Annotated in this window: 17 protein-coding genes; 9 read left to right on the forward strand and 8 right to left on the reverse strand. The window is 59.6% G+C overall.

The features are described 5' to 3' along the window. The 8 genes from EOA22_RS03880 to EOA22_RS03925 all read left to right on the forward strand — a co-directional run. Positions 1-704: ABC transporter permease (locus tag EOA22_RS03880; protein ID WP_164755223.1), on the forward strand; the 704-nt coding region annotated here is incomplete at its 5' end. Positions 705-758: 54 nt separating this feature from the next. Beyond that, entirely contained in the window at positions 759-1,709 is a 951-nt protein-coding gene (locus EOA22_RS03885) for a substrate-binding domain-containing protein (RefSeq protein ID WP_063167484.1), read from the forward strand. Between the two features lie 72 nt (positions 1,710-1,781). Then, the gene (locus tag EOA22_RS03890; protein ID WP_013533129.1) at positions 1,782-2,375 is read left to right on the forward strand and encodes a DJ-1/PfpI family protein; all 594 of its coding nucleotides are present in this window, start codon (positions 1,782-1,784) and stop codon (positions 2,373-2,375) included. 1,436 nt (positions 2,376-3,811) lie between these two features. Continuing rightward, a complete protein-coding gene (locus EOA22_RS03905) occupies positions 3,812-6,406 on the forward strand; it encodes an AMP-binding protein (RefSeq protein ID WP_082826410.1) in 2,595 nt (864 codons plus the stop codon). Next, positions 6,406-7,386, forward strand: a complete 981-nt coding sequence (nadE, locus tag EOA22_RS03910; RefSeq protein WP_272482884.1) for an NAD(+) synthase — start codon at positions 6,406-6,408, stop codon at positions 7,384-7,386. The genes EOA22_RS03905 and nadE overlap by 1 nt, the downstream gene beginning before the upstream one ends. A 3-nt stretch (positions 7,387-7,389) precedes the next feature. Next, positions 7,390-9,411: an asparagine synthase (glutamine-hydrolyzing) gene (gene asnB, locus EOA22_RS03915; protein WP_063167487.1), complete on the forward strand. Its 2,022-nt coding sequence runs from the start codon at positions 7,390-7,392 to the stop codon at positions 9,409-9,411. Further along, complete coding sequence (locus EOA22_RS03920) at positions 9,408-10,961, forward strand: class I adenylate-forming enzyme family protein (protein ID WP_063167488.1); 1,554 nt, start codon at positions 9,408-9,410, stop codon at positions 10,959-10,961. Before asnB ends, EOA22_RS03920 begins: the two co-directional genes overlap by 4 nt. A 39-nt stretch (positions 10,962-11,000) precedes the next feature. Next, entirely contained in the window at positions 11,001-11,267 is a 267-nt protein-coding gene (locus EOA22_RS03925; protein ID WP_013533122.1) for an acyl carrier protein, read from the forward strand. A 59-nt stretch (positions 11,268-11,326) separates the two neighbouring features. Here the strand turns inward: EOA22_RS03925 and EOA22_RS03930 are convergent, their stop codons facing one another. From EOA22_RS03930 to EOA22_RS03960, 7 genes are all read right to left on the reverse strand, one after another. Then, positions 11,327-12,019: a class I SAM-dependent methyltransferase gene (locus tag EOA22_RS03930; RefSeq protein ID WP_164745784.1), complete on the reverse strand. Its 693-nt coding sequence runs from the start codon at positions 12,017-12,019 to the stop codon at positions 11,327-11,329. Positions 12,020-12,129: 110 nt separating this feature from the next. Next, entirely contained in the window at positions 12,130-13,392 is a 1,263-nt protein-coding gene (locus EOA22_RS03935) for a polysaccharide biosynthesis/export family protein (protein ID WP_063167489.1), read from the reverse strand. Positions 13,393-13,408: 16 nt separating this feature from the next. Further along, on the reverse strand, positions 13,409-14,638 hold the full coding sequence (locus EOA22_RS03940) for a hypothetical protein (protein WP_027163967.1): 1,230 nt from the start codon (positions 14,636-14,638) through the stop codon (positions 13,409-13,411). After that, positions 14,635-15,639 carry an SDR family NAD(P)-dependent oxidoreductase gene (locus tag EOA22_RS03945; RefSeq protein WP_063167490.1) on the reverse strand — a complete coding sequence of 335 codons (1,005 nt, stop codon included), beginning with the start codon at positions 15,637-15,639 and terminating at the stop codon, positions 14,635-14,637. Before EOA22_RS03945 ends, EOA22_RS03940 begins: the two co-directional genes overlap by 4 nt. Positions 15,640-15,726: 87 nt before the next feature. Continuing rightward, positions 15,727-16,401: a sugar transferase gene (locus tag EOA22_RS03950; protein WP_013533117.1), complete on the reverse strand. Its 675-nt coding sequence runs from the start codon at positions 16,399-16,401 to the stop codon at positions 15,727-15,729. Further along, on the reverse strand, positions 16,398-17,534 hold the full coding sequence (locus EOA22_RS03955) for a DegT/DnrJ/EryC1/StrS aminotransferase family protein (RefSeq protein ID WP_013533116.1): 1,137 nt from the start codon (positions 17,532-17,534) through the stop codon (positions 16,398-16,400). The genes EOA22_RS03950 and EOA22_RS03955 overlap by 4 nt, the downstream gene beginning before the upstream one ends. A gap of 39 nt (positions 17,535-17,573) precedes the next feature. Continuing rightward, positions 17,574-18,296 carry a sugar phosphate nucleotidyltransferase gene (locus EOA22_RS03960; protein ID WP_013533115.1) on the reverse strand — a complete coding sequence of 241 codons (723 nt, stop codon included), beginning with the start codon at positions 18,294-18,296 and terminating at the stop codon, positions 17,574-17,576. 480 nt (positions 18,297-18,776) lie between these two features. Here EOA22_RS03960 and EOA22_RS03965 point away from each other — a divergent pair, with 480 nt between their 5' ends. Continuing rightward, complete coding sequence (locus EOA22_RS03965; protein ID WP_063170174.1) at positions 18,777-19,451, forward strand: response regulator transcription factor; 675 nt, start codon at positions 18,777-18,779, stop codon at positions 19,449-19,451. Here EOA22_RS03965 and EOA22_RS03970 read toward each other — a convergent pair. Further along, the coding region (locus EOA22_RS03970) for an HWE histidine kinase domain-containing protein (RefSeq protein WP_281040750.1) at positions 19,444-20,280 on the reverse strand (837 nt) is incomplete at its 5' end. The genes EOA22_RS03965 and EOA22_RS03970 overlap by 8 nt on opposite strands.

Raw genomic sequence — 20,280 nt, forward strand, 5'->3', positions numbered from 1 at the left:
CGCATGCCGGCATCTGGGCTTTCCCCGCCGGTATGGCGGTTGCGATCCTGGTCGGCCTCCTGTGCGGGCTTGCCAACGGGCTCATCGTCACGGTCGGCAGGATCGAACCGTTTATCGCCACGCTGGGCACGATGGGGATTTTCCGGGCGCTGATAACCTATCTGACCGATGGCGGCACGATACCGATCGACAGGTCGTTGCGCGAGGCCTACCGGCCTGTCTATTTCGGCACGGTCGGCGGGATCCCGGTTCCAATCCTCATATCCGTCGCAGTCGCCGCGGTCGCATCCTTCATCCTTTACAAGATGAAATATGGGCGCAAATGTGCGGCGGTCGGCGCCAATGAGGATGTCGCCCGTTATTCCGGCATCTCGGTGATCAGGACACGGACCGTGGCCTATATCGTCCAGGGTGTCTGTGTGGCGATTGCCGCGATCTGCTACGTGCCGCGCCTGGGCGCCGCAACGCCGACAACCGGACAGCTTTGGGAACTGCAGGTCATCACCGCCGTGGTGATTGGCGGCACCGCATTGCGCGGCGGCAAGGGCCATGTGTGGGGGACAGTCGCCGGCGCCGTCATCCTGGAACTCATCGCCAATCTCATGGTGCTCTCGGACTTCGTCTCCGAATACCTCGTTGCCGCTGTTCAAGGCGTCATCATCATCATCGCCATGCTCATCCAGCGGTTTTCGAATTCGAAATAGCGCCGCGTCCGGACCACGCGGATTAACGTTCTTGTAGGTCCAAGGGAGAAGACAATGTTCAGTAGAAAATGGATTGCGGCAGCGACACTTGGCGCGCTGCTGCTGGCCGGCCAGGCCATGGCGCAAGACAAGAAGGTCATCGCGGTGTCGATACCGGCCGCTGACCACGGTTGGACAGCGGGCATCGTCTACCACGCACAAGCGGCGGCCAAGGAAATCAACGCCGCGTTCCCGAACGTCGAAGTGGTCGTGAAGACGTCGCCGTCCGCGGCGGAGCAGGTCAGCGCGCTTGAGGACCTGTCGGCCAGCCGCAAGCTGGATGCTCTGGTGATCCTGCCTTACAGCTCGGAAGAGCTGACCCAGCCGGTCAACGCTATCAAGGACATGGGCACGTTCATCACCGTCGTCGATCGGGGTCTGACTGACGCCTCCGTCCAGGATCTCTACCTCGCCGGCGACAATATCGCGGTTGGCACCAACACCGCCAAGTTCATGATCGACAAGCTTGGCGGCAAGGGCGACGTCGTTGTGTTGCGCGGCATTCCGACCGTCATCGACGACGAGCGCATCAAGGGCTTCCAGGACACGATCAAAGGCACTGATCTGAAAGTCCTCGACATCCAGTACGCGCATTGGAACAGCGACGAAGCCTTCAAGCTGATGCAGGACTATCTGGCCAAGTACCCGCATATCGATGCGGTGTGGGCCAATGACGACGACATGCTGCTTGGCGTGCTCGAGGCGGTCAAGCAGTCGGGGCGGACCGACATCAAGCTTGCGCTCGGTGGCAACGGCATGAAGGACATCGTCAAGAAAGTGATCGACGGCGACGCCATGACGCCGGTCGAGACGCCATACCCGCCGTCGATGATCAAGACCGCGATCTACATGACAGTCGCCAACCTGATCGGCCAGGCACCCGTCCGTGGCACCGTCAAGCTCGACGCGCCGTTGATCACCCAGGCCAACGCCAAGGAATATTACTTTCCGGATTCGCCATTCTGACCCTATCCGATTTCACAGAAAGGCAGGCGCAGTCTGCGCCTTGCCTAGCTCAAAACACTGAGAGGAAGAACCATGCCAGGCAAAAAGATACTGATGCTGACCGGTGAGTTCACCGAAGAATACGAAATCTTTGTCTATCAGCAAGCGATGGAAGCCGTCGGTCACACCATCCACGTGGTATGCCCGGACAAGAACGCCGGAGATCTGATCAAGACCTCGCTGCACGACTTCGAGGGCGACCAGACCTACACCGAAAAGCTCGGCCATTATGCGCTGATCAACAAGACTTTCTCGGAAGCCGAGAGGCAGCTCGATCAGTATCATGCCGTCTACTGCGCGGGCGGCCGCGGCCCGGAATACATCCGCACCGACAAGCGCGTGCAGGCGATCGTGCGCCATTTCCACGAGGCCAAGAAGCCAATCTTCACCATCTGCCACGGCGTGCAGATCCTGATCGCTGTCGACGGCGTGGTGCGCGGCAAGAAGGTCGCGGCACTCGGCGCCTGCGAGCCGGAGGTGACACTGGCGGGTGGCACCTATATCGACCTGTCGCCGACCGAGGCCTATGTGGACGGGACAATGGTTTCGGCCAAAGGTTGGACGGCGCTTGCTGCGTTCATCCGCGAATGTCTGAAGGTGCTGGGAACGGAAATCCGCCACGCATAAACTTCTGGAACCGACGCATTCGCCAAGGGATGCGTCGGTTCCCTTCAACAGCGCTTCCATATCCATCAACTCGGTCGGGATCGCGGCTTCCGAGCTACGATATAGGCGAGACACTTAAGTATTGCCGCCTGTTGCGCCGCTTTTCGTCCTGCCTGTTCCACTGGTGCTGTTCGACAGGGTCGGCGCGCGGCGTTGTTTCAGCATCCGGATAGGCCGTGTCGTCGACCGTGCGGCCCCGTCGTCCCCCCGAGGCCACCTCGCTCCGGGCTTGCTCATTCGGATTGCAAGCTGCTGACATCAGTCAACGCCTGCAACGGCGCTACGCCACCGGAAATCGGGGTGCGCTTGAGTTCAGGCCCGCGTCAGTAAATCTGGCATCGCGGATAATCCAATAATCTCCCGGCGTCCGGGGCTGGTCATCGGCCTGACGAAAAGAACGGCGTCCAGGAACGATTTCGGCCGGCTGTCGTTGCCTAACATTAGGTATCCCTTATGGACTTTGCGAAATGCCGCTGTGTCAGAATCTATGCCCTCTTGAAATGACGTTCAAATGTCCTCGCTGCGGATTGGCTTTGCTGAAACCCGGGCGCTGGTTCCAGGTTGCGTCCAAATATCGCTGCGAGGGCTGTCACAGCGAAATCCGGATTACGTATCCCGACAAGATTGCACTTTTCCAGAAGTATGCGGATTCGCAGGGCGAGGTCCATCTCCCCCAAAGCATAGCTCAGTCCTGACCAGTCGTTCAGCGGCTAGGCCACGGTCCTGCCAGGAGGGCAGGCGATCTGAAGGCTGACTTCCGGCGGTAGGGTTGCCTGTAGCATGGAACGAAATCCGTTCCCTGCGGTTGGAGTTGTCCAGCTACACGCGATTGAACCGGCCTTGCCCCACAGTCAGGAGCAGTGATGCAAACATACCTGGTGGAACAAATGGAGGGGGATGACGTGGTCGCGGCGAGTAACGTCAATGCGTCCAGCCCGTTCACGGCGGCGACTATGTCAACGGGACGCCAGGTTACCCTGCGGACTTGGGAAAACAATTGGGTTCGTGTAACGGATGAGCTTGGAGGGGAAGTGTTCGCATACTGCTTCGTTTCAAGTACTGGCAAAGCGGATAGCAGCGCGCAGCCCGACACCTCTGTAAGGTAAGGTAGTCCCGCAGCCCGGGCGGGCGCAGGCTGGCCTCTTCATCTTCGAATAATTCAAGCGATTAAGACCGTCTCACGCATCATCCGAATGATTGATGAAAAGATCATGCCGCGGAGCGATAAGCGGCAACAATCCTAGCGTGGGGCCCTTATGTCTCTGGCGCATTTAGAATCTTCGAGGGCGATTCAAACGGTGCAGGCTGACTACCAAGCGGTGGTCCCTTGCCGATGGCTAAAAGCTCCCGATCATGCTCTTGACCATGGCGGGCCTGTTCTACGTCTGCATCAACGGATGGGAACTGGCTTCGCCGACGTTCCTGTCTTTGATCACCTGAGGGAGATCGCCGGGCGTTATTCCGAAAAATTAGCCGCCAGCGACGGCACCAATCGACTGACCTATTCCGAGCTTTTTCGGGCGGTCGAGGCATTGGCCGGCTGGATTGAAGCCGTCGTTCCCGACGGAAATGCGGTTGGAATACTTCAGGCCAACTCGGTCTGGTACACCGTTGCGATGCTGGCCAGCATGGCATCCGGTCGGCCGTCAGTGCCGCTTAACGTGCGAGATCCGGACTCGCGCATCAACGAAATCGTCGCCGACGCGAGGCTCTCCGCCATAATTGGCGACAAAGGCCTCCACGGCCTTGATCTGCCCCAGCACGTTGCCTGGATCGATATGGCGCAATCATTGCAGGCAACGCCCCATCCAGCCGCACACCGTGTGGTTTCTGTCGATGCACCGGCAATCGTGCTTTATACCTCCGGCAGCACGGGCCGCCCCAAGGGGATTGTCAACAGCCAGCGGAACTTGCTGTGCCGAGTGCAGCAATATGTCGATGCGTGCCACATCAATGCACAGGATGTATTCCTGCCTCTGACCGGCCCGGCAACCATCGCCGGCTGTCGGGAAATTCTTGCCGCTCTGCTCACGGGTGCCACGTTGCAGCTTGTGGAGGTTGAAGCCGTCGGCCTGCGCGCGGTTCGCGGCCGCATGCAATCCGAAGGCGTGACGATCACCTATCTGGTGCCGGCATTGCTTCGCGCTCTCTTGGCGGATGAACCCGCGGACGCCTTTGGTTCGCTCAGAGTTGCCCGAATTGGAGGCGAGAAGGTATCTTCGGCCGACATCCGCCTCGTGCGCAAGGCTGTCCCGCCAAATTGCCTGGTGCAGATCGGCTATTCATCGACGGAAACGACGGGATCGCAGTGGTTCTTGCCGCACGATTGGCCGGAATTCGATTCTTCGGCTCCCGTCGGCTGGCTGCTTCCGGGAATCAGCTTCGCAGTGGTCGATGAAGAGGGTTACCCGGTTCAGCCCGGCAAGATCGGAGAACTGTTGATCAGAAGCCCGTATGTCGCGCTTGGACATTGGGAAAACGGGGCCGTTGTTCCGTTTGAAGTAGACCCCGACGACCAGACGCTTCGCATCTTTGCGACGGGCGATCTTGTGCAAATCGGGAGTGACGGCCTGCTGCGGATCATAGGCCGCAAAGGGCGCCAGATAAAGGTCAATGGGCGGCGCGTTGAGCCGGCCGAACTCGAACGGGTGCTGCGTGGCGCGCCGTCGGTGAAGGATGCCGTGGTTATCGTCACCCCGGCGAATGAACTGGTTGCATTCGCCGTACCGCACAGCGGAGCGGGAGCCAGTTTTTGCGACGAGCTGCGCCAACTTGCCAGGACAAAATTGCCGCCGGCGCTTTGCCCGTTGCGACTCCATGCAAGCGCCGAGATACCGCGACTGCCCAGCGGAAAGATCGATATGACAACGCTGGCTGCAATTGACCTTTCGGTTCGGGAAACCACGCCCCCACCGCAAATACCCCATGCGGGACATGAAGTTCCTGCTCATCAGATCGTACGGCGTGCCTGGACCAAGGTCCTCAAGACGCGGGTCGCCCTGGGCTGTTGGGATGAAGCGGGGGGAGATTCGCTGAAGCTGCTGCACTGCGTCATGGAAATCGAAAGCGCGATCGGGCAGGAGCTCGGATTGGAAGCCTTCACGGTTGGAATGAGCTTCGATGAGATGGTTGCAGCGGTCATTTCTGCTCAAGGAGGCGGCGAGCACGCGCCCGCTTGGAAACACGAGCCTCCGCTGCTTTTCCTTTTCCCCGGGTCGGTCGGCTATGGTCCGAGCCTTGCTTCGTTCGCATCGGCAATAAGCAAGGTCGCCAGGGTGTCTCCCATCAGATATCCGGCCCTGGGCATGATCCTGCAAGGTCAGAACACCGTCGCCGCAATGGTCGAAGCTGCAATCGATCATATCAACCGCGTACAGCCGACCGGCTGTGTTCGCCTGCTTGGTCACTCGCTCGGAGGAGCGGTTGCTTTTGAGGTTGCCGCGCGTCTGCTTGATCAAGGGCGAGCGGTAGCGTTCACGGGCATTCTGGATACCAGCCTGGTTGGCGAACGCAGCAAGCGTTGGGAGACGATTACCCGGACATTTCACCGGATCCGAACCAATCGTATATCGGCTAGTCGAGTGGCATGCCGCGCGCTTGCCAAGGTCGCGGTCAAAATGCACTGCGAATCCCGGCTTGCCAGCTTCCTCGATCGCTATGCCGAGGGTCAGTTCAACCCGACGAGCTTCAGAACCAAACTGGAACTGCAGGAAGTTCTGCGCGCGCGCGCCTTCTTCCAGTGGCTCACAGAACCCAGGCCGATACTGCCGATCACCGGCACCTTGTTCCGTTGCGCGCGGCCCGGAATGCCGCTTGCACTTGGGTGGGATCGGGCATTCGTCCATCTGGACGTCATTCCGATCGCCGGCACTCACATCGACATGGTCGTGGAGCCTCATCTGACCATCAATCGCCCGCTCATCGAAAACGCTGTGACTGAGACCTACTCTTCAATCGAGTCACAGAAACGGGAGGCAGTGTCATCGACCTGATCGGGGAATTCAGCAGCGGTGTGCTGGCGCTCGATGCCCGGCTGGAGATCGATCGCATCGTCGAGACCTTGCGCGAACAGGTTCTCGGCACACAACGGCGCCGCGGAGTGGTTGTCGGGCTCTCCGGAGGCATCGACAGTTCGGTCGTCGCAACGGTCTGCGCACGCGCGTTCGGCAGGGACAAGGTACTGGGCCTGTTCATGCCGGAGCGCGATTCATCCGGCGACTCGCTGAGGCTTGGCCGCAGCGTCGCCGGGCAGCTTGGCATCGACACAATCCTTGAAGATATCCAGCCGGCGCTCGAGGGCATCGGTGCCTACGCCCGACAGATGGAGGCCATCCGAACTGCCGTCCCTGGATATGGCGAAGGCTGGAAATGCAAGCTGGTCATGGCATCGGTGCTGGAGAGCAGCGGCCTTAATATCACGCGCCTCACCGTCGAGGATCCGGACGGAAAGATCGACACCGTGCGTCTTTCGCCGGCGGCTTACCTGCAGATCGTCGCTGCAACCAACTACAAGCAGCGGGTTCGCAAGATGACTGAATACTATCATGCGGACCGCCTCAACTATGCAGTGGCAGGCACGCCAAACCGGCTCGAATATGACCAAGGCTTCTTCGTCAAGCAGGGCGACGGCGTCGCCGACGTGATGCCGATCGTCCATCTCTACAAGACCCAGGTTTATCAGCTGGCGGAATATCTCGGGATTGACGAGGAGGTCCGAATGAGGCCGCCGACCACGGACACGTTTTCCATGGCGCAAACCCAGGAGGAGTTCTACTTCGCCTTGCCCTATCAGCTGATGGATTTGTGCCTCTACGGCATGAATCACGGAATTTCGGCCGGCGTGGTTGCCGCCGCCGCCGGCCTGACGGCCGAGCAGGTCGAGAAGGTCTATAAGGATATCGTCAGCAAACGCCGCGCCGCCCGCTACCTTCACGCACGGCCGCAGCTGTCCGCTGCGATGGACAGGGATTGACCCATGTGCGGTATCGCCGGAATTGTGGCGCTGAACGCGGCTGCGGAGCCTCCTTCACGAGCCGCGCTTCTACGAATGGCAGCCGCGCTCTCCCATCGAGGCCCGGACGAGAGCGGCGTTTACCGCGACAGGCGGGCGGGGCTGGCGCATACCCGTCTGTCGGTCATCGATCTCTCGACCGGACAGCAGCCCCTCGCCGACACCGGCGATACCACCTGGATCGTGTTCAACGGCGAGATCTTCAACTACATCGAGCTGCGTGAACAACTCACGGCGCTGGGGCATCGTTTCCGCACCCGCAGCGATACCGAGGTCATCGTGCACGCCTACCGCGCCTGGGGCGTGGCCGCGTTCGAGAGGCTAAACGGGCAGTGGGCACTCGCCATCTGGGATTCGCTGACAGGCCGCCTCGTCCTGTCGCGCGACCGGTTCGGCATCTGCCCGCTGCATTTGTGCGAACATGCTGGCCGCCTTCACTTCGCCAGCGAAGTGAAGGCCATTTTCGCAGCCGACCCGGCGATACCGCGGGCCTTCGATCCGGCGGGGATAGACCAGACTTTCACGCTGTGGACGGTCGTACCGCCGCAAGGCGTATTTCAGGGAGTGAAGGAACTTACCCCCGGCCATGTACGCATCTACGACAATGGCAGCGTTCGTGAGCACGCTTTCTGGAAACCTTGCTATCCCGAGATCGCGGACCAGGCCCATGGCACCTTCACCGGCTCACTGGACGATGCGGTGGACGAAGTGCGTAGCGCCTTGCAGGCCGCGACGGCGCTTAGAATGGTCAAGGCGGATGTGCCGGTTGGCTGCTACCTTTCCGGCGGGCTCGACAGCTCACTTGTCGCCATGCTCGGTAGGCGCTTCGCCGGCGCGCCATTCCAGACCTTCTCGTTGCGTTTTGCTGACGCCGAATATGATGAAACCCGTTACCAGCGGCTGGTTGCAAGTGCGAGCGGCGGCGAGCACCACGAGGTGATGGTTTCGCGCGGTGATATTGCCGAGGTTTTCCCAGATGTGATCCGTCACGCCGAGTGTCCGATTCTCAGGACCGCGCCGGCGCCGTTGTTCCTTCTCTCGAGGCTGGTGCGCGAACATGGCATCAAGGTCGTCCTGACCGGCGAGGGCGCCGACGAGATGTTTGCCGGCTACGACCTGTTCCGTGAAGGCAAGGTCCGCCGTTTCTGGGGGCGGCAGCCCGCATCCGCCCGACGCGCGCGACTGCTGGAACGGCTCTACCCCTATCTGAGCCGGTCGCCCGTCAAGCAGCAGGCGATGGCGCGCCAGTTCTTCGGACACGGTATCCATGCATTTGGCGCGCCCGGCTTCGCGCATGACACCCGCTGGCGCACCACCAGCGCCATCAAACGGCTGTTCTCGGCCGACATGCATGCCGAAGCGGCGCGTCACGACGTGGTGGCGGACCTGCTTGGCCACCTGCCCGAAGAGTTTCCACGATGGGGTCCTCTCGCGCAGGACCAGTATCTTGAGATCAGGACGCTGATGTCGGGCTACCTGCTCTCCTCGCAGGGTGACAGGATGCTGATGGCCCATTCTGTCGAGGGGCGCTTCCCGTTCCTGGACGACAGGCTCGTGGCGTTGGCGAATTCGCTCCCGCCCGACTACAAGCTGCGCATTCTGGATGAGAAACACGTGCTGAAGCGTGTGGCGAAATCGATCGTGCCCGCGGAAGTCGTGGCCCGCAAGAAGCAACCCTACCGGGCGCCCAACGCACTTTGCTTCACGGGCGATGGCGCACCCGCCTATGTCCGCGAAGCACTCTCCGAGACTGCCCTGCGCGCGGCGAATGTCTTTGATCCGAACTCGGTCGCGCGCCTGCTGGACAAATGCGCTGCCAAGACCGGCGATGGGGATCTGTCCAACTCGGACAACATGGCGTTGGTCGGCGTGCTGTCGACGCAGCTCCTCCATCAGCAGTTTGTCGCTAGCCGCCCATCGAGCGCGCATGCGGTCGACCTCAGGATAGACGTCGATCACCTGCACAGGGAAGAGGTGCTGGTATGATGCATGGCGCCGTACCTCTGCTGGACGATTACCTCAGCCATTCGGCCGAACGGCTCGGCGACAAGATAGCGCTGGTGTGCGGCGAGCACCGGCTCACCTATGACGAGCTTGAGACACGCTCCAGCGCGGTCGCCCGTCATCTCGTCACGTCCGGGGTCGCCCCCGGTGACCGCGTTATGATCTTCGCCGACAACACCGTCGAGACCGTGGTCAGCTTCTGGGCGGTTCTCAAGGCGAGCGCCGTTGTGTGCGTCGTCAATCCGCTCACCAAGAGCGACAAGCTGGGGTATTTGCTCAACGATTGCCTTCCGGCAGCATTGATCACCGACAAACATTTGCAGCCGGTCTTTGCTGAGCCGGCGCGTAACTGTCCGTCGCTGCGGCGGCTCATCGTCTCCGGTCAGGTGGACGACGCCGAGCTCCGGGGATTGCCGCATGCCGTGCGCTGGGATGAGGCGGCTGCCGGCCACGGCAAAGCGCCGCCCCGCCGCCGCATCGATATCGATCTCGCAGCCATCATCTACACGTCGGGCTCGACCGGCGAACCCAAAGGCGTGATGCTGACACACAGGAACATGATGACAGCCTGCACGTCTATCGCCTCGTACCTTGAGCTTGGCGAAGACGACGTGATCCTCAATGTCTTGCCCCTGGCCTTCGACTACGGCCTCTATCAGATGATAATGGCATTCCGTACCGGGGCGCGGTTGGTCCTCGAGCGCTCGTTTGCCTTCCCCGCACAGATACTTGCGATCATCGAAAGGGAGAGAGTTACAGGCTTTCCCGGCGTGCCGACCATCTTTGCCGCGCTGTCGGATCTCAGGACGCTGAAGGCAAATGATTTTGCAAGCATAAGGTATGTCACGAATACGGCGGCAGCCCTGCCGCTTAAGCACATTCGCCTGCTCCAGGAACTGTTTGCCGCCGCCCGCATCTATTCGATGTACGGCCTGACCGAATGCAAACGCTGCACCTATCTTCCGCCGGACGATCTTGCCCGAAAACCGTTGAGCGTGGGGATCGCCATCCCGAACACCGAAATGTGGATTGTCGATGAGGATGACCGAAGGGTTGGTCCCAATGTCGTCGGCCAGTTGGTCATCCGCGGGGCAACGGTCATGAAGGGCTACTGGGGTAAGCCGGAGGCTACCGCGAAGAAGCTCAAGCCAGGTCCTTTGCCCGGCGAGCAGGTTCTGTACACCGGCGACTACTGCCGAATGGACGAGGAAGGCTACCTCTATTTTGTCGGCCGCAGCGATGAGATCATAAAATCGCGGGGAGAAAAGGTGGCGCCTAGGGAAGTCGAAAACGTGCTGATGGAAATCCCGGGAGTACGGGAAGCCGCGGTTGTCGGAGTACCTGATGACCTGCTGGGGCAAGCAGTGAAAGCGTTTGTCGTCATGGAGCAAGGAACGATCATGGGCGAAAAGCAGCTGCGGATGGAATGTCAGAAGCGATTGGAAAACTTCATGATTCCGAAGTCCATCCAAATTGTGTCCAGTCTGCCGATGACGGACACGGGCAAGCTCAAGAAAATGGCGCTGTCATAAAGCAATTTACGGAAATTATTTGGATCGGAGGCCAATTCAATGCTGAGCACGAACAACAGAATTGACACCTACAGCGATCAAATCCGCGCCTTTCTGGCGTCAAACTTCTACGTAGCCGACCCGCGTGCGCTGGAAGTTGAAACGTCGTTGCTCGATCAGGGCATCATAGACTCGACTGGAGTGCTTGAAGTTATCGGATTCGTCGAGGAGACATTCGGCATCACTGTCGAGGACAGTGAACTTCTGCCGGAGAATTTCGATTCCATCCAGGGAATTGCACGTTACGTGGTCAGCAAGGAAAACTGATCGCCGGGCTACGGCTTGAGGGCGTCGTCCCAACCGGGCGCGCAAACCCATGGCGCGGCTCACGCTGGCGCTTTGGCCCGTGCACAAACCACCCTGGCTTCACCGGCTTTGTTCGCAACCGTGCGAATGCTCTCATAGGCTTTGGAACGCTCAACCAAACTCATGACCTGCCGGTCCTGGCCAAGCCCGACCTCGAAAAGCAGCATGCCACCTTGCCGCAGATAATGCTGCGCCTCCTTGATCACCCGCATATGAATGCTCAGGCCGTAAGGCCCGGCAGCGAACGCCTCACGGGGTTCAAGTTCCATCAGATGCGCGCGGTCGTTTTCGAGCCGCTTCTCCGAGATGTAAGGCGGGTTGCAGACGACCAGATCGATCGTACCTTCGAGCTCCAGACCCGAGAAGGAATTGAAGAGGTCGCCCTGTAGCACCGAAATACGTCCGGCCAGGCCAAGATGGGCAACGTTCCGGCAGGTGGTTTCGACGCAGCTGTCAGTAAGATCGCTCGCCCAGACGCGCGCGGTGGGGACCTTGTATCCAATGGCGCAGGCGAGATTGCCCGCCCCGCAGCACATGTCCACGACACGCGGTACCGGCCTGTTAAGTTCACGAAGCACATTGAGGGCGGTGCTGCCGAGCAGTTCCGTCTCCGGGCGAGGGACGAGCACGCCGGGCGCGACAACCAACTTCAGCCCCATGAAGTCGGTGCGGCCGGTGCTGTAGGCGCTGGCGACATCTATTTCACCAATCACGGCAAACCCGCTTTCTTGATTTCCCAATGTTGATTTCTCAGGCGCCCGGTCTTCATGCCATGGGCGAGCCATCAGCAACGTCGTTCCCGGCTCGGTTCACGTCCGCGCAACTACTGGATCGCCGCGCTCTGCAGTTCGCTGCTGAACCTCACCTCGATGGTGTCTCCAGGCGCAACCTCGGTGTCCTGGTCGACCGGTCGACCTCTTGACGCGTCGCCGGCCCCGCCGGTTATTGTGATCCGCGCCTGAAAGGTTTCGCCGGCGACGGGCAGTGGAAGCGCGGACGCCCCTGATGGCTGAAGCTTCTGGCTGGCTGCGTGGAGCCTTGCAGTGGTCTCGGCGAGGCGAAGGTCGGTGTCCCTCAATTCGTTCAGAAGGCCGATCCTTCTTTGATTTTCATTGCGTTCCTGCTGCCTGACGGAGTCTTCCTGCTGGCGCCGCGTTCTCATCAGTTCGACTGAGGTCTCGAGCGCCCGGCTCGACGACATCAGCACGGCACGCCTGACGTCGGCGAGCCTGCTGTTGGTCAGGTTGCCCGATTCGAACGATTTGGTGACCCGCGCAAGATCGTCCTCATCCTGTTTCACCGCGGCCGCTTCCGTCTGCTCGCGCTTGAGCAGAACCTCGACCTGAGCCTCGGCATCCTTGGCGGTCTTGTCGAGATAGCTTTGCTCCTGCTGAAAATTGTTCAGCGAAATCTTGAGGCCCTCCGCTTCCGCCTGCGCGACCGCCGATATCAATGCATTCGACAGGGGCGAGCCTTGCGGCGGTTGCATGTCAAATTCTGCCTGGTTCTGAAGTTCGGCGCGGATGCGCGCGCCATGAAAGTAGTCCCTGATGTAGTCCCCCCAGATCGACTCGTAGTCGCGTCGCAGATCAACGGGATCAGGTCCGCTTTGGCTTGCCCGAGACCGCAGGAGACTAAAACCGCCGGCGACGGCAATTGCCTGTCGGACAGTCATGAGTGGCCGGTAAGTCTGCTGCCCTGGTGTCAGCACATCGCCAGTCACATAGATCGGACGGTACTCCGCGATCACGGCCGTGACGTCGCTCGGCTTGATGACGATCATTTGCTCCCGTCCATCAGGTAGGCGCTGATGGACTATCTTGGTTGGCAGCACCGCCTCCATGCGCGTCTGCAATTCTGCCGGCGTCAGCCCGCCAACCGGGATCATCCCGAACTCGGGCAGCGCGATCGAGCCATCCATTTGCACGATCGCGCGTTGCGTTCGCTCCGCTATGGAGGCTATTCCTATCTCCACCGTATCGCCGGGCGACAGCTTATAGGCCACCGGCGCTTCAGCCGCGGCTGCGATATCCAGGGCCAGGCAACCGGCAAGGGCTGCAAAGAAAATTCGGCTAACGAAGGCCATCGATGGCAATCTCCCTTTAATTCAGGCCCGGCTGCTGCGGCCAATCGAGATGGGCGACGAATTCGTAGACCGGCCCACCAGGCACCCCCCAATTGCTCGACCAGATCACTTGCGACCCATCAGGGGAGGGTGAGGCATGTGTCTCGCTCCAATAGTCGAACGGAGCGTTTCGCGTCTGCACGATGCGTCGCACCTCCTGACGACCGTCGACACGCAGCGCGATCACTTCGCGCGTGTATGGCGCCCAGTCCGGGTGGCTCCGAACCTCATCGGGATTGCCCCCGTAACTTATAAACGCCCATTCGGGCCTGTCCAAAGCACGCAGCGACGTATGCTCGGCCTCACCGTACTTCGTGAGCGACGTGACCTTTCCATCGGACAACCGACGCTTGATCACCTGATATTTGTCCGGAGCGGATTTGCTGGTTCCGACGTAAATTTCGCTGCCATCCGCATCGAGAGTCAAATCGCCATGGCCGGGCCGATGATGATCCTTCCACGTTTGGCGCAGGGTCCCGTCGACTGCGAAAATGGCTCGCTGTTCGGTGCCGTCGACCAGATTTTGGAAACACAGGATGTTCTCTCCGAGCGGAGAAATGGTGCAGGAGCTGGTCGTTCCGGCAACCTGGGCGAGATCGATGTCCGGGTATTTCAGACGCCGGTCGATGTCGTATGCGAAGACGACAGCAGCTCCATCATTGCGGGTCGCGCGTACGGCAATGCGGTTGCCGTCACGACTAGGATTTCCCTTGGACGGGCCGAATTCGAGATCCCGATATTTCGTTGCGGCATACACTATGTCCTCACGATTGGTGCGGGGCGCCCAGGTCGATATCTTTTGACCATCGACACAGATCATCATCTCCGCGTTTCGAGGGCGCCATTCGCACTCACCCGACTTGTTGCGATGAAACAAAGGGAGGTAGGTTTTCCCGTCGAGGAAACACATGCCGTTGCAGCCGTTCATGAGGACGAGGAGGCTCTGATCCGCATTCCAGGCTTGCGCGCTCGAGTAGCGATGACTGCAATATATTTTGCCGCAGACAATTCCGCTGCCAAGCGCTCCGGGCTGAGTGATCCGAGTAAAGCGGATCCCTGTCGCCGGATCAGTTGCAGGTTTCAGATAAGCGGGCAGATCCATTGCCGGCTCCGTGCCTGCCGCACCGCTCGGCCGGTTTCCGGCTGTGTGCAGCGCCAGCAGAGCGGCCATCAACAGCAAAGCTGGTATGAGCCGCGGAAAGGTCATGTCATGTAGCTCATTTCGCGTCGGACGCGGCCTTCGCTGAGGCGCGAGCGCCACCACTCGATGGTCTTTTCCAGACCATCACGCAAGCTCGTATGTGCCCGCCATCCGACTTTACTTTCAAGGTTCGAGGAATCGGCGAGCAACGCGCGAACCTCGGAGTTTTGCGGCCGCATCCGGCTTTCATCTCGACGAACTGGTTTCCTGGTGCCACTCAACTCGAGCACCAACTCCAAAACGTCCGAGACACTGACGGCGCGCTGGCTGCCTGCATTGTAGGCATGGCCAAATTCAAGCTCGGCCGCCCCTGCCGCCACAAATGCCGCAGCAGTGTCCTCCACAAAGGTAAGGTCGCGGATAGGGCTGGTGTCGCCGACCATGATCGCCGGACAGTTCTCGTCCAGAGCCTGCCTTATGATGGTCGGCACGATGGCCCGCTCGCTCTGGCGCGGCCCGTATGTATTGAACGGTCGCAGGATGACCACCGGCACATCGAAGGACCTGGCATAGGACGCCGCCATCATGTCTGCGCCGATCTTGGATGCAGAGTAGGGGGACTGTCCCTGCAGTGGGTGGGATTCGTCGATCGGCATGGTCAGAGCGGTGCCATAAACCTCGCTCGTGGACGTATGCACAATGCGTTCGGTTTCCCAGTGGCGTGCCGCTTCGAGGACATTCACGGTGCCCAGCACATTGGTTTCCACATAGGATTGGGCAGCCGCGTAGGAGTAGGGAATCGCAATCAGCGCAGCCAGATGAAACACCGCCGCCTGGCCGCGCACGATCCGGTTGATGAACGCGCTGTCACGAACATCCCCACGAATGCATTGCAGCTGGCTTCGAACGTGGTCGGGTAAATCGTCCAGCCAGCCATGGCTGTCGAACGAGTTGTAGAGGGCCAGTGCCGTGACATCGGCGCCTTCGTGCACCAGCGCTTCCGTGAGGTGGGATCCGATAAATCCATCCGCACCCGTGACCAGGACCTTCCTGCCGTGATAGCTCACGACTGCGCACTCCTTTGATCGTGTGAGCTGACAAACTGGCGAACGAACAACGATCCATTCATGCCAAACTCTCCTCACTTTCCAACTCTATCCACTTGCCGCGGGAGGCAGGGACACGCCGAAAACCGCCCTGAAGCCTCGCATTATCCAGACGAGGTCCGATGCAATCGTGCGCCGCGGATAATAGGCGAGGTCGATCGTTGCCTTGGCCGGGAACAGGACCTCTCGATAAAACAGGAGCGGATCAAGGGATGGCGGGTAAAAACAGGCTTCGTGACGGAAGAGAACCTGGGTCGGGCCGAGCAGGCCGGGCTTCCACTGCAGGACGGCTTCATTGCCGCCGCGGAAACAATCGGCGAAGGCAAGGCTTTCCGGCCGCGGGCCGACAATTGCCATGTCTCCCGTAAAAACGTTCCACAGTTGCGGCAACTCATCAAGTTTCGTTGCCGCGAGAAAACGGCCTATCCGCGTCATGCGGCTGTCATCGTTCATGGTCAGCGCAAGGCCGAAAGGATCAGCTGTTGTCTTGAATTTGCGGAACTTGTACATGCGAAATGGTTTTGCGCCGGCACCCAGGCGCGTCTGTGCGAAAAGCACGGGCCAACCACCCTCGACAAAGAGTGCAACAGCAATCAGTAGCATCAGCGGAGCGAGTGCCATTCCCGCTGCTGCGGCGAGGATGATATCCATCGCGCGCCTGGCAATTCCATGGCTGGTGCCAGCTACGGCGGGCCGATGCATCGTCACGTCGAGTGCGTTCATGCCGCGGCTCCCGCGCGCCCGCTGCTTTCAATCGCGGTGGCCAACGCAACAACCACCGACTCGATCGCACTTGCCGTAATTTGCGGGTGTAGTGGAATCGTCAACTCCCGCTGCGCGAAATCCTCGGTCTTCGGCAGATGGATTTCAGTGAACATTTGGCGATAGAGCGTCATCTGGTGCACGGGCGTATAGTGGATTGTGGTCTGTATTCCCTTCGTTCGCAGATGGTCGATCACCGTTTGCCGGTCGACGTCATGTGGCAGGAGGACAGGCATGATGTGATAGGCCGAGGTCCGCGGTTTGCAGAACGGAACTGTCACAGCCGAGCAATAGTCTGCGATCAGACGTCGATAGAGGACGACCAATATGCGCCGGATTTCATTCCATTCCTGCAGGTTCTGAAGCTGGACCAAGCCAATAGCGGCGCGCAATTCATCCATGCGATAATTGAAACCGAGCATCGTCACATCGTATTGCGGCGTGCGGCTGTTCAGCCGCTGATGTGTGCCGCTGGTCATCCCATGTCCGCGAGCCTGGCGGATCGCTTCACGGAGCTGTGCATCCCGGGCGATTACGGCCCCACCTTCCGCGGTGGTCATGTTCTTGTTGCCGTAGAAGCTAAAGGCCGCGGCCGCACCATAAGTCCCCACCTCCTTAAGGCCGGGAGCATGCGCGGCATCCTCGACGATATGCAGTCCTCGCACACGGGCAAATCTCTGCCATTCTTCCCGGTCGGCGAGGTAGCCGGCAAAGTGGACGAGAATGACGGCCTTGGTGCGTCCGGTGCACTTGGCTTCCGCGTCGCTTAGGGACATCAGTGGCACTTCGGCCGACTCTATGTCGACGAATACCGGTGTTGCTCCTACGTAGAGCACTGCATTCGCGGTCGCCACGAAGGTCAGCGAGGGAACCAGAACTTCGTCTCCGGGACCGATCCCAAGTGCATGGAGAATGAGATGCAGGGCGGCGGTGCAAGAGCTGACGGCAACGCAATCGACCGCATCATGCACGGCCGCGAAGGCCTCTTCAAAGGCTCGTACCTGGTCCCCCATCGTCAGCCACCCACTGTCGACAACTTTGGCCAAGGCCGCCTTTTCCGGAAAGCCAAGAATAGGAGCGCTGACCAAGAGCATTACGACCTCCTCATGTTGGCGTGGTCGAGCGTTCAGCCCTCAAGCGGCCGCTGCCGAGACCTCGATCGATGCGGACTGCTCTTCCCAGGCAATGGTTTGTGCGTTTTGAAAATCTTCAACGCGTCCGATATCCAGCCAAAGCCCGTCATGTTTGTAGACGTGCACATTCGTGCCGTTTTGCATCATCTGCAGCATGAGATCGTCGAATCCGAAGGCGATGCCGTCAGGTATAAAACGAAAAACGTCTGGATTCATGCAATATATTCCCATGCTTACCAGATGGGATAGCGTCGGTTTTTCACGAAATACTTGAACGGTATTGTCGACCTCGTCGATGACGCCGAAGTCCATCTTGATGACGCGGGATGCGGTGGCTATGGTGACTGGATCCGTGTGTGTGCGGTGTGATGCCACAAACCGGCTGAGACTGAGATCGGTAAGTACGTCCCCATTGAGAACAATGAACGGCTCGTCCAGTTCCTCCCTGATCAGGGAGAGCGGGCCAATGGTGCCGAGAGGTTCCAGTTCCTGGGTGTAGCGTATCCTTAGATTCCACTGGGATCCGTCCCCGCATACGGTGCGGATCAAGTGCCCCAGATAGCCGGTCGTGACGTAGACTTCCTGAATGCCGTTCCGCCGCAGCCACTTCAAAAGCAATTCAAGAACCGGTCGAGCACCGATCGGCATGAGAGGCTTGGGCAATATGGAAGTGAAAGGCCGAAGGCGTGTTCCCATTCCACCGCACTGAATGACCGCTTTCATCTCGTCCTCCTATTGATACGACTGTCGCGGTGTGATGGGTCCAACCCACCCGGCCGGAAGGTACGCCAGTGTTGGTTTTGCCTCTCCGGAGTGCAGCGATGGTAAGTGGCGCTTAAGAAGGCGTCGTCGTGCATTTGAATGGCACTTTCCCGGCCTTTTGATTCAATATTCCAGTTGGCAGGGCATGGGGGCGGCAGGGCGATCAGAGCTGGGAACTGTTCACATGTCCGGCGCCGGCAACGACCTGCTCGGAAGGGCATCGCTACCGTTCGTACGAAAAAAACACTTCAACATCTGGCCCTGAAATGTGTGCGATTGTAAGCTATATTAGAAGGTTGAAATGTGCCGATGGGCGGCGGCGAGCGTCGACATACGGGGGATCAGCGGGCGGCTGATCTGTGTTGGGTCACCGTACAGTCCATCCAAAGGGAGGTTTCGGCAGCTAGGGACACATGCGGGCTGCCAAAAGGTGGGTGGTTCATGTATCGTATTATCATCGCCGATGATCACGGCTTGTATCGTCGTGGGCTGCGACTGGCTTTGATGGCCGGCATTCCAGACTTGGAAATATTCGAAGCGGCGTGTTTTGATACCGTCATAAGCTTGCTTGAAGATCAGGCGCCTGTTGATCTCGCCATCATCGACCTGAACATGCCGGGACTGTCCGGTCAGGACGACCTTCGCGACGTCTTACCGGCTCATCCCGACACACGGTTTGCAATTGTCTCAGGGACCGATTCACGCGCCGAGATTCTAACTGCCCTCTCGATTGGACTTCATGGCTATATCGTAAAGTCCCAAACGGACGAGGAGGTGGTCCTGGCGGTGAACGAAATCCTGGCTGGCCGCATTTACGTTCCGGCACTTCTTTCACAAAGGTCCAAGGCGTCGGTGCGCCTTCCATCCGAGGCTCCCACGCAAATGCCCCACAGGACCATCAGCGTCAACAATCTGGGCAGGCTTACGTCCAGACAGAAGGAAGTCCTCAGGTTGATGGCTGAAGGTTACTCGAACAAAGAGATTGCCCGCTCTCTTGAAATTGCAGAAGCGACGACGAAGATTCATGCGGCTGCCGTCCTGCGCGAACTTGGGGCACGAAATCGAACGGAAGCCGCGGTTTTGCTGAAGACATGGGCCGCCAGGGACATCAACTAGCGCCGATTGCTTTTGGCGGCAGCCGGACCGAATATTTCAGTCCGTGATCCAGCATCTCAAGCTTGGAAGAGTGGCCCACGATAGGCTCACCGCCGGCTCCGATAATCAACGACCCAAAACCACGCCGAGCCGAGGTGGAGACCCGGCGCTCTCCCGATTCCGACCATTCAAACACTATGTCGGCGCCGGGCTCCTGGGCCACGAATTGCCACACGACCTCGATCCGTCCTGCCGGAGTGCCGAGAGCCCCATGCTTCACGGAATTGGTCGTAAGCTCGTGAACGATCATTGCGAAGCTCTCAGCCGAACCCTCAGCCATTTTTATTTCGGGTCCACTGATCGAAATGTCATGCGTCCCCATATAGGGCTGCAATTCCTGAACGATGAGGTCACGCAGGGAAGCCGACAGGCTGCCATCGCGTGAAAGAAGCAGATGCGTCGCCTGGAGTGCGCCGATCTTTTCGATCAGTGTCTGCTTATAGCTGGCGATATCATTGTCGGGGGCACCAACCATATTCACAAGCGCCGTGATCACCGGAAACAGATTGTTGAGCCTATGGCGCTGTTCAAGCATAGCCCGCTCTCGCTTCTTCGCCGCAGCCCGCAGCAGAATGGTTATGCGCCGATCGGTGAGATCCGCGGCGACTCCTATTCGCTGTGCACGACCGTCGCGCAATTCGTCCCGTCCCCGAAGAGCAATCCAGCGGATATGTCCGCCAGTTCGCCTGATGCGGATCTCAGCGTCATAGTCGGCGCCTGATGCAAGCTCTCCCGGGGCCATCAGATTAGGCAAGTCGGCCGGGTGAACGACCGCAGTCAATTCCTGCAA

The sequence above is a fragment of the Mesorhizobium sp. M7A.F.Ca.US.014.04.1.1 genome (assembly GCF_003998745.1).
GTDB lineage: Bacteria > Pseudomonadota > Alphaproteobacteria > Rhizobiales > Rhizobiaceae > Mesorhizobium > Mesorhizobium ciceri.

What these genes read in the sequence shown, in the direction of transcription:
- EOA22_RS03885 (WP_063167484.1), top strand. Translation starts at nt 759, where the DNA reads ATGTTCAGTAGAAAATGGATTGCGGCAGCGACACTTGGCGCGCTGCTG.
- EOA22_RS03890 (WP_013533129.1), top strand. Translation starts at nt 1,782, where the DNA reads ATGCCAGGCAAAAAGATACTGATGCTGACCGGTGAGTTCACCGAAGAA.
- EOA22_RS03905 (WP_082826410.1), top strand. Translation starts at nt 3,812, where the DNA reads ATGGGAACTGGCTTCGCCGACGTTCCTGTCTTTGATCACCTGAGGGAG.
- asnB (WP_063167487.1), top strand. Translation starts at nt 7,390, where the DNA reads ATGTGCGGTATCGCCGGAATTGTGGCGCTGAACGCGGCTGCGGAGCCT.
- EOA22_RS03920 (WP_063167488.1), top strand. Translation starts at nt 9,408, where the DNA reads ATGATGCATGGCGCCGTACCTCTGCTGGACGATTACCTCAGCCATTCG.
- EOA22_RS03925 (WP_013533122.1), top strand. Translation starts at nt 11,001, where the DNA reads ATGCTGAGCACGAACAACAGAATTGACACCTACAGCGATCAAATCCGC.
- EOA22_RS03935 (WP_063167489.1), bottom strand. Translation starts at nt 13,392, where the DNA reads ATGGCCTTCGTTAGCCGAATTTTCTTTGCAGCCCTTGCCGGTTGCCTG.
- EOA22_RS03940 (WP_027163967.1), bottom strand. Translation starts at nt 14,638, where the DNA reads ATGACCTTTCCGCGGCTCATACCAGCTTTGCTGTTGATGGCCGCTCTG.
- EOA22_RS03950 (WP_013533117.1), bottom strand. Translation starts at nt 16,401, where the DNA reads ATGAACGCACTCGACGTGACGATGCATCGGCCCGCCGTAGCTGGCACC.
- EOA22_RS03955 (WP_013533116.1), bottom strand. Translation starts at nt 17,534, where the DNA reads ATGCTCTTGGTCAGCGCTCCTATTCTTGGCTTTCCGGAAAAGGCGGCC.
- EOA22_RS03960 (WP_013533115.1), bottom strand. Translation starts at nt 18,296, where the DNA reads ATGAAAGCGGTCATTCAGTGCGGTGGAATGGGAACACGCCTTCGGCCT.
- EOA22_RS03965 (WP_063170174.1), top strand. Translation starts at nt 18,777, where the DNA reads ATGTATCGTATTATCATCGCCGATGATCACGGCTTGTATCGTCGTGGG.